Here is a 3,756-nt window from a genome sequence, read left to right on the forward strand (position 1 = left end):
ATGCCTTCCAGGCCTTCGAGCGGACCGTCGTCGCGCCCCAGCAGCCCGTCCGGCTCTTCGGGGCCGCGACCGGGAATGGGTTCGCGCCCCGGCTCGAGTGGCTCGAGCTCCGGACCGCGTCCCGGCTTTGGTGGTTCTCCTGGCTCACGCCCCGGCTTCGGCGGTTCGCCCGGCTCGCGACCCGGCTTCGGTGGTTCTCCCGGCGCGCGCCCCGGCTTCGGCGGAGCGCCTGGATCACGCCCCGGTTTCGGCGGTGCCCCTGGCTCGCGCCCCGGCTTCGGGGCTCCCGGCTCGGGGCCGCGCCCTGCGTTCAGCGGTCCGGGCGGCGGACGCGGTCCGCGCCGCAAGGACAAGAAGAAAAAGCGCACGGTCGACGAGAAGCTGGTGCAGGAGAACGTCCGTAAGACACTCGCCAGCCTCGATTCGAGCACGCTCAAGCGCCGCCATCGCCGTCGCGACGACGAAACCGGTGAGGTCGCACTCGAAGAAACGAAAGTGCTGCGCACCACCGAGTTCATCACGCTGTCGGAGCTCGCGAACCTGCTGCAGGTCAAGCCGCAGGAAGTGATCACGACCTGCATGCGGCTCGGAATGCTCGCGACCATCAACAAGCGGCTCGACAAGGATTCGATCCAGGCGGTCGCCGACGAGTTCGGCTACACCGTCGAGTTCACGACCGAGTTCGAGGAGCCCGCGGCGATGACGGACGACACGCCCGATGGCGTGCTCGAGACCCGTGCGCCGGTCGTGACCGTCATGGGCCACGTCGATCATGGCAAGACCTCGTTGCTCGACCACATCCGCAAGACCAACGTGATCGCCGGGGAATCGGGTGGCATCACGCAGCACATCGGCGCCTACGACGTCGTGCTGCCGAGCGGACGCAAGATCTGCTTCCTCGACACTCCCGGTCACGAGGCGTTCACGGCGATGCGTGCCCGAGGCGCCCAGGTGACCGACGTCGTGGTGCTGGTGGTCGCGGCGGACGATCGGGTCATGCCGCAGACCGTCGAGGCGATCGACCACGCCAAGGCGGCGAACGTGCCGATCGTGGTGGCGGTGAACAAGATCGATCTACCGGGTGCGCGACCCGACCTGGTGCGCCAGGAGCTGGCTTCGCACGGCGTGGTGGTCGAGGAGTACGGCGGCAAGACGGTCGCGGTGGACATTTCGGCCAAGAAGGGCACCAACGTGGATCGGCTGCTGGAGCTGATCCTGCTGTCCTCGGACCTGCTCGATCTCAAGGCGGATCCGCATCGCCGCGCCAAGGGCGTGGTCATCGAGGCGCGCGTCGAACAGGGGCGCGGCATCGTCGCGAGCCTGCTGGTTCAGACCGGCACGCTGAACGCCGGCGACGCATTCGTGGCCGGCCATCATCACGGCCGCGTACGAGCGATGTTCGACGAGCGGGGCCACCAGAAGAAATCCGCCGGGCCGTCGACGCCGGTCGAAGTGCTGGGCTGGAGCGGCACCCCGGCGGCCGGTGATCCGTTCATGGTGTTCGCGGATGAGCGCGAAGCGCGCGAGGTCGCGACCAAGCGCGGAGCGCTGATGCGCGAGCAGGAATTCCGCGCCGCCAAGAGCATCAGCCTCAGCGAGATCTATTCGCAGATCAGCCAGGGCGAGGTCAACGAGCTCAAGATGCTGATCAAGGGCGACGTCGACGGCTCGGTCGAAGCATTGTCCGAGTCGCTCACCAAGCTCAGCACCAGCGAGGTCGCGGTACGAGTGATCCGTCAGGCGGTCGGTCAGATCACCGAGTCCGACGTGCTGCTGGCCTCGGCCTCGGGGGCGATCATCGTGGGCTTCCACGTGCGTCCCGACTCGAAGGTGCGCGAGCTGGCGGGCCGCGAGAAGGTCGAAATTCGCCTCTACGACATCATCTACAAGGCGGTCGAGGACGTGAAGCAGGCGCTCGAGGGCATGTTGAAGCCCGAGGAGCGCGAAGTGATTCTGGGAGCCGCCGAGGTTCGCGACGTGTTCAAGCTCTCCAAGTCCGGCACCATCGCGGGCTGCATGATCACCAACGGCAATTTCCCGCGCACCTCGAAGGTGCGGCTGATGCGCGACGGACTGACGGTGTGGACCGGGCGTATCGGCTCGCTGCGCCGCTTCAAGGACGACGTGAAGGAAGTCGCAGCCGGCTTCGAGTGCGGCATCGGACTCGACGGCATGAACGACCTCAAGGTCGGCGACGTCATCGAGGCGTTCACGATCGAGACGCTGGCGCGAACGCTGTGAGGGGCGCGGGCCCTTGGGCCCGCGAATCCTGACCCATGTTCGTCGGAATCGTTCGCATCGAGCTGCATGTTCCCGGCGCGTCCTCGCTCAAGGACAAGCGCTCCGTGGTGCGAAGCCTCAAGGATCGCATCCGCGAGCGTTGCAGCGCGGCGGTCGCCGAGGTCGATCATCAGGACCTGTGGCAGCGATGCGCGCTCGGGGTCGTGGTGGTCTCGGGCACGTCTCACCACATCGACGAGTTGTTGCAGTCGGTGCGCCAACAGGTGTATTCGACCCCGGGCGCCGAACTGCTCGACTGGCAGGAGCAACGCGCATGAAGATCCGTCCGGAACGTGTCGCACAGCGCATGCGCCGCGAGGTCGCCGAGATACTCGAGGCGAAACTGCGCGACCCGCGTATCACCGGCATGGTGAGCGTGACCGACGTCGAGGTGAACAAGGACCTCACGCTCGCGATCGTATTCGTGAGTGTTCTGGCGACCGAGGAAGAGGCCGAGAAGACGCTGCAGGTGCTCGCGCACGCGGCGCCGTTCGTGCGCCACGAACTCGCACAGCGGCTCGGGTTGCGCGAGATGCCCGAGGTGCGTTTCAAGCTCGACACCTCGATCCAGCACGGCGCACGTGTCGACGAACTGCTGCGCAAGCTGCGCGACCACGAGCCGCTCGAGGATTCGGACTGACGCCGGTGGCGACGCTCGACTGGCACGGCCTGGTTTCGATCGACAAGCCGATCGGCATCACCTCGCACGACGCGGTGGCGAAGCTGAGGCGGCGGCTCGCCAGCCCCGGCGCCGGGCACCTGGGCACGCTCGACCCCGCAGCCAGCGGCCTGCTCGTGGTGGCGCTCGGCGCAGCGACTCGCGCTGTCACCGTGTGGCAGGGCGGCACCAAGACCTACGAGGCGACGATGCGCTTCGGGGTGACCACCGCGAGCCAGGACCTCGACGGAGAAGTGCTCGAAACCCGAGATGCCGCGGGCCTCTCGGAGACGCAGGTGCGCGAGGCGTCGCGGGCGTTCGTCGGCGCGCTCGAACAGGTGCCGCCGATGGTGTCGGCGCTCAAAGTCGGGGGCCGGCGGCTGCACGAGCTGGCGCGCCGCGGCGTCGAAGTCGAGCGATCCCCGCGTTCGGTTCACGTCCGGTCCTGGGAGTGGCTCGGATTCGAGCTGCCCGAGGCGCGGTTTCGAATCGTGTGTTCGGGCGGCACCTACGTCCGAACTCTCGCACACGATCTCGGGAATGCGCTCGGATGCGGCGCGGCGCTCGCCGCGCTTCGGCGTACGCGCAGCGAGCCGTTCGGGATCGATCGCGCGGTCTCGATGCGCGATCTCGACGAACTCCCGGTCGCGGAGGTCCTCGCGCGCAGCGGCGTACCGCTCGATCAGGCGCTCGTGGTTCTGCCGGCGGTGACGCTCGACGCGGCGGGGGTCGCGGCGATCGGGGTCGGTGGCCGTCCGGCGGAGTCTCGAAACACCACCGAACGAGGCCCCGCGGCGAGCGGCGCTTCGCCCGGGTCG

At 68.2% G+C, this 3,756-nt stretch carries 4 protein-coding genes; all 4 read left to right on the forward strand.

Annotated elements, in window-relative coordinates; translation table 11 throughout:
* Positions 1-75: 75 nt before the first annotated feature.
* Positions 76-2,241, forward strand: a complete 2,166-nt coding sequence (gene infB / locus HOP12_09420) for a translation initiation factor IF-2 (GenBank protein ID NOT34375.1) — start codon at positions 76-78, stop codon at positions 2,239-2,241.
* A gap of 35 nt (positions 2,242-2,276) precedes the next feature.
* Positions 2,277-2,558: a DUF503 domain-containing protein gene (locus HOP12_09425; protein ID NOT34376.1), complete on the forward strand. Its 282-nt coding sequence runs from the start codon at positions 2,277-2,279 to the stop codon at positions 2,556-2,558.
* Positions 2,555-2,920, forward strand: coding sequence for a 30S ribosome-binding factor RbfA (gene rbfA, locus HOP12_09430; GenBank protein ID NOT34377.1), 366 nt, complete (start codon positions 2,555-2,557; stop codon positions 2,918-2,920). The genes HOP12_09425 and rbfA overlap by 4 nt, the downstream gene beginning before the upstream one ends.
* A gap of 5 nt (positions 2,921-2,925) precedes the next feature.
* Positions 2,926-3,756, forward strand: an 831-nt coding sequence (truB, locus tag HOP12_09435) for a tRNA pseudouridine(55) synthase TruB (GenBank protein NOT34378.1), incomplete at its 3' end; no start/stop codon positions are given.

It is taken from the genome of Candidatus Eisenbacteria bacterium (genome assembly GCA_013140805.1).
Taxonomy (GTDB): domain Bacteria; phylum Eisenbacteria; class RBG-16-71-46; order RBG-16-71-46; family RBG-16-71-46; genus JABFRW01.